The organism is Capnocytophaga bilenii, assembly GCF_017565765.1.
Classification (GTDB): domain Bacteria; phylum Bacteroidota; class Bacteroidia; order Flavobacteriales; family Flavobacteriaceae; genus Capnocytophaga; species Capnocytophaga bilenii.
Genome location: NZ_JAGDYP010000018.1, coordinates 1 through 5,370 on the forward strand (window position 1 = coordinate 1; position 5,370 = coordinate 5,370).

General features: G+C 33.1%; 6 protein-coding genes. All 6 read left to right on the forward strand.

Annotation, left to right across the window (positions count from 1 at the left end; all coding sequences use genetic code 11):
• The first annotated feature begins 643 nt into the window (after window positions 1–643).
• The 6 genes from J4N46_RS12480 (at window position 644) to J4N46_RS12500 (ending at window position 5,009) form a co-directional block, all read left to right on the forward strand.
• Window positions 644–985, forward strand: a complete 342-nt coding sequence (locus J4N46_RS12480; RefSeq protein WP_208059547.1) for an NYN domain-containing protein — start codon at window positions 644–646, stop codon at window positions 983–985.
• 36 nt (window positions 986–1,021) lie between these two features.
• Entirely contained in the window at window positions 1,022–1,159 is a 138-nt protein-coding gene (locus tag J4N46_RS12785) for a hypothetical protein (protein ID WP_236013983.1), read from the forward strand.
• Between the two features lie 45 nt (window positions 1,160–1,204).
• A complete protein-coding gene (locus J4N46_RS12795) occupies window positions 1,205–1,792 on the forward strand; it encodes an RHS repeat-associated core domain-containing protein (protein WP_317194305.1) in 588 nt (195 codons plus the stop codon).
• A gap of 4 nt (window positions 1,793–1,796) precedes the next feature.
• Window positions 1,797–2,147: a hypothetical protein gene (locus J4N46_RS12490; RefSeq protein ID WP_208059548.1), complete on the forward strand. Its 351-nt coding sequence runs from the start codon at window positions 1,797–1,799 to the stop codon at window positions 2,145–2,147.
• Window positions 2,148–2,425: 278 nt separating this feature from the next.
• Complete coding sequence (locus J4N46_RS12495) at window positions 2,426–3,376, forward strand: hypothetical protein (protein WP_208059549.1); 951 nt, start codon at window positions 2,426–2,428, stop codon at window positions 3,374–3,376.
• A gap of 622 nt (window positions 3,377–3,998) precedes the next feature.
• The gene (locus J4N46_RS12500) at window positions 3,999–5,009 is read left to right on the forward strand and encodes an IS110 family RNA-guided transposase (protein WP_208059294.1); all 1,011 of its coding nucleotides are present in this window, start codon (window positions 3,999–4,001) and stop codon (window positions 5,007–5,009) included.
• The last annotated feature ends 361 nt before the right edge of the window (window positions 5,010–5,370 follow it).

Genomic DNA, 5,370 nt, shown 5'->3' on the forward strand with positions numbered 1-5,370 from the left:
TTTCACAAAAGGTATTGTATGTAATGGGAAAAGGTTAGGTTACAAAAATAATGGGTAATGTTTCAGATGTGTTGTTAAAATTATAACAACAATTAGTAAAATACAAAAGAATTGCCCTACTATTTTTCTTTATACACCATAGAGAAAAGAGTTTTTCAAGCCTATAAAGCGCTCTAAATAGTGCGAGGGGAATTGGCAAATTATGAATTGTGAATTGTGGGACGGGGATGGAAATAAAGTAACATTCCCCCCTACCCCCCTTTCAAAAGGGGGAAAATGCTGCAGTTGTGCTGTTTGTGGGGAGCGATTGTGGGAGCAATGGGAATAATGGGGTGTGAGCCACACGGGCAATTATGGGAGCAATGGGAGTAATGGGATGGGTGAGAGTGCGGGCGGCAAAGGGAATTATGAATTCTGAATTTTGAATTGGGCACAAGCTACAAGCTTGCGCCAGCGGGGGGTGTGAGCCACATGGACGATTGTGGGTGCTGTGGAGGGATTTGGCGGGGATAATTATTTTTCTGTATTTTTTTGCTGTTTAAAAATTATTTTATATCTTTGCAGCACAATATCCCCCTTAGGTGGAAAATACTAAGGCTTGCCACCTCTTTTAGAGGTGGCTTATTTTTTAACTATTATTTTGATGGAACCAAAAGAAAAAGAAACAGATGTAAGAATTGCTACTCAAATTGTTGCTGATGCCTATGAAAAAAATTCAGATGTATCTATTGTTGTTTCTGCTGATAGTGATATGGTTCCAGCAATAGAATTAGCATTGCAAGCCAAACAAAAAGTATTTGTTTATTTTCCACCCAATCAATATTCAAGTAACTTAGCTTCAATAGGAATGACACAACCTACATACTTACATAAATACGAAAGCAGATTTAAGCAATGTCTTCTTCCTGACGTAATACATCTTTCAATTCCTGATTTTGATTTACATATTCCTAATGAATGGAAAAAATATCAACTATTAAATTAAAACTCCGCTGGCGCGAGCTTGTAGCTTACTACTTGGGTGTTTGAAGGTTTTGTACCTACTGCTAAATTAGTAAACGGCAAGGCATACTCTATCATTAGCGACCATCTCGGTACGCCTATACTCGCTGTTGACAGCGAGGGTAACGAGGTTTGGAATCGACAATTAGACATATAAGGACGGGTAAAAAGAGAAATTAAAGCGTCTTCCTTAGGTGAAGACGTGTGCCCATTTATACCATTCCTTTACCAAGGGCAGTATTACGACTTTGAAACGAAACTTGCCTATAATAGGTTTAGGTATTATAGCCCTGAAACGGGTAGCTATATCTCTCAAGATCCAATTGGGTTAGCTGGAGGAAATCCTACACTATATGGGTATGTGAAGGATAGCAATTGCTGGGTGGATGTGTTTGGATTAGCTACTTGTGAGGAGGAAATAAAAAAATTGCCTCCTTTTACAGGACTCTCAAGGGAAGAGATTCATAAAATAGCAAATGATTATGACTATGTTGAAGTTAAAAATTATAATGGTAATCAAACATTCTTAAAAGATACAGATGATGGAAAATATGCTGTCATAAGAACAGATAAAGCTAATCCTAATTCTAATCCTAATAAAGCTGACTATGTAGCTCATTCCCACAAAGAAACAGCTACTGATTTTATTGTAGACTCTAATGGACAGGGTGCTACAAGAAAAAGAGATACAACTGTTTATAATGATTCTGGAGATGTTATAACTTATGATCCTGTTAATCCAAATTTATATCACTTTCAAGCACATATACCAATGAACACAAATGATTAGAGATATGAATATAGAGCAAAAATACACAGAGCTTATAAAGCATTGTGAACAATTAGATTATTCCAACATAGAAAGTATATTTGAATACGCTAACAATGAACTTTCCAAACATTCTTGGGAGTTAGCATTAGTTATAATGGTAAATATTTGCATGAAAGATCCTGACCTTCCTGCAGATGAATTGTCAGATCATATTTTTTTAGTAATGGAATATGAAGGTACTGAAACAACTTATGAGTATATGAGACAAAAGTATCACAAAACTGAAGATATAGCTGTAAAGGAAATTTTAAACTTGTTGATGAAGGTGTTAGAATCTAAATATGCTAAAATGAGAATATCCTTAAAGAGATAGGAAATGTATTACCCTGCTGGTGCGAGCTTGTAGCTCGTACCGGTAATGTTCCAGATGTGTTGTTAAAATTCCAACAGCTTACTAATCAATATAATACAAAAGAACTGCCCCACTATTTCTCTTTACCCACCATAGATATAAGCGTTTTTTAAGCCTATAGAGTGCTTTAAATAGTGCGAGGGGAATTGATGAATTATGAATTATGAATTTTGAATTGGACACAAGCTGCAAGCTTGCGCCAGCGGGGGTAATGGTTGCAAAGCAAAATAATATCAAATATGAAAGAAGATTTAAAACTTAATTCCATATCCGATTCGGAACTCAATAACTTGGATAAAACAATAAGTAACTATGATCGAATTTATATTGAAAATTCGGCAGAAGAATTAATTTTGGATAAAGTAAATACTGTTTTGTCCAAACATAATATACCTATTTTATTATGGATTGATGAGCATCTTAAAAATTATTCGGGTAATTTGCATATATTAAGAAACCTTGCCAATGTCAAACAACTTGATATTTTTGTTGCCGCCGGAGAAATAAGTTCCCTGTCGGACATAAGTTTTGTTAAAGATTTACAAGTATTGAAATTGCGGAAAAACTTTAAAAAGGGAATATCTCTGAATGATTTAAGAAAACTTTCAAATCTAAAACATTTCGAACTTGAAAATGGATTAACTTCAAAACAGCATTCATTTATTGATGAATTATCAAGTCTTAAAACCTGTGCTGTCTTTGACTTTGATTTGGATAACATAACAAATAAATCTTCACTTAAAACACTTAGGATATATAGAAAACTTTTAAACTGCAAGAAAATTACGGAAGTTTTTCCGAATCTTACCTCTTTATATTTGGAAAAATGTAAAGAGATGGATTTAAACTATATTGGACAATTGCCGCATATTCAGGAAGTTTGGTTAAGATATATGCCCTTAGTTTCTTCCATTCCCAAATTTATTAATCCCGACAATATAAAATTGTTCCAAACAACTCATTTACCTAAACTGGCAGATGTTTCGGAAATATTTAAAATGAGTAATTTGAAAGCTTTAATGATGACCGATTTATCATTATTGAAAGCAGATGATTTTAGTAGATTAAGTGAATTGCCAAATTTAAAAATAGCTTATATAACTTTCAAAGACCCAAAAGAGAACTTGAAATTTTTTGAATTTTGCCAACGGAATAACTGGATTTACAAACAACCGGCATTAGTTAGATAGTAAAAAGGGCAATATCTGGTAATGTATCAGATGTGTTGTTAAAATTACAACAACTTATTAATCAGTATAATACAAAAGAATTGCCCTACTAATTTCCTTTATACACCATAGAGATAAGCGTTTTTTAAGCCTATAAAGCGCTCTAAATAGTGCGAGGGGAATTCGCAAATTATGAATTGTGAATTGTGGGACGGGTGCGACAGGTAGGACGAGTCTTTACTTTGCACCCTGAAAATAAGAAGTTATTTTCAAAGAAAAGCAGAGGAGAATAAAAGTCTGTTCATTCTGCCTCTGCCCGTTCTTTGAATACCCTGATTTTCAAAATAGAATGGTAAATAAAGACTTGAACAATCAGGGCTGGAATTGATTTGAAATGCAAAGTTATAAAATATTTTTGAAAATAATATCCTAATATAAAAGAAAAATAGTATTTTTATATTTCAAAGAAGTAACAGAGGTGAACTAGGAGGACGGGTTAAGATAACGTCTTATGTCGCACATTAGTCCTCTGCCAATTCTTTGATTTAAAGCCTTATTTTTAAATAGAATGGTAGACGTTAGGGTCTAATAAAGACTTTAGAAGCAAAGGCTTATTTTTAATATCAATAATCATATTTAGAAAATGAAAAACTATGTTCTTTTTACAGGAATTGATGTATCCAAAGACAAATTAGATATTTGTTATGTGGATAAAAATGGCAATGTATTAGGTTCAAAAGTAATTGACTATAAGCCTAAAAACATTAAATCTATTGTAAAGGATTTGGAAAGGTTAGGTTACAACCTGACTCAAACGCTTATTTGTTTTGAAAATACAGGGGTGTATTCAATCAAATTAGGTGAAGTGCTCTCTGAGCTAAATGCTTATTATAGTGAGGTTTCAGCTCTTGAAATTAATAAATCTAAAGGTATTACTAGAGGTAAAGATGACAAAACCGATGCTAAAATGATTGCTCTTTATGCCTTGAGAAATATTGATAAAATAGTGCTTTCAAAGGTAACGGATGAAGCTATACAGGAACTTAAACTTCTCTTTGCTGAAAGGGAAAAAATACAAAAGTCAATAACAAGTTTGAAAATGACCCAAGAGAATGAAGGACGGGTAAATAGCAAGGCTTATGAGAGTGTTCATAAAATAAATCAACAAACAAGAGTTGCTCTTAAAAATAGTCTAAAAGCTATTGAAAATGAAATAGAAAGGGTTTTTAAAGAGCATCCTGAATTGAAAAAGAATCGCGATTTATTGAAGAGTATAAAGGGAATTGGTACTATAATTTCGGCTTATTTAGTAATGATTACTCATAACTTTACTAAATTTAAAAATAGTCGTAAATTTGCTTGCTATTCGGGAATAGCTCCTTTTGAACATAGCTCGGGAAAGTCGGTAAGAGGAAAGACTCAAGTAAATCATTTTGCAAATAAAAAAGTTAAGGCTTTGCTGAGTATGGCGGTTCAGTCGGCTAAAAAATATAACTCTCAAATAAAGGCATATTTTGAGAAGAAGAAAGAGCAAGGGAAGCATATCTTGCTGATAAGCAATAACATAAAGTTTAAACTTGTAAATATTGCTTTTGCAGTAATCAAGAGAGGAACTCCTTATGTAGACATATATAAATATGCTACCGTAGCATAGAAGAAAAAAGAGTGTATTAATACTCTTAAATATTTGAATAACAATGAAATAATAGCTTAAATAAATTAGGCTATAGGTGGTGTTTTGGGCAAAAATTTGTTCTAAAATACAAAAAAAATCAAAAAAATACCTTTTAAAATTTGGATATTAACATAGAATGTGCGACAAATGGGATAGGTAGGACGGGGAGGGGATTGTGAATTTTGAATTAGGCACAAGCTACAAGCTTGCGCCAGCGGGGGGAGGAAGGAAAAGAGTTGCCTTTAAATAAGGAAAAAGATAAGCGTTATAAACTAGATAAGTACAATGATTGTCAAAAAAATAGTTATGAATGAAAAAATTAGGGTTTCTCTACAGATTG

Bases quoted from the DNA above. Each gene is read 5' to 3' on its own strand.
- J4N46_RS12480 (WP_208059547.1), top strand. From the start codon at position 644: ATGGAACCAAAAGAAAAAGAAACAGATGTAAGAATTGCTACTCAAATT.
- J4N46_RS12495 (WP_208059549.1), top strand. From the start codon at position 2,426: ATGAAAGAAGATTTAAAACTTAATTCCATATCCGATTCGGAACTCAAT.
- J4N46_RS12490 (WP_208059548.1), top strand. From the start codon at position 1,797: ATGAATATAGAGCAAAAATACACAGAGCTTATAAAGCATTGTGAACAA.
- J4N46_RS12500 (WP_208059294.1), top strand. From the start codon at position 3,999: ATGAAAAACTATGTTCTTTTTACAGGAATTGATGTATCCAAAGACAAA.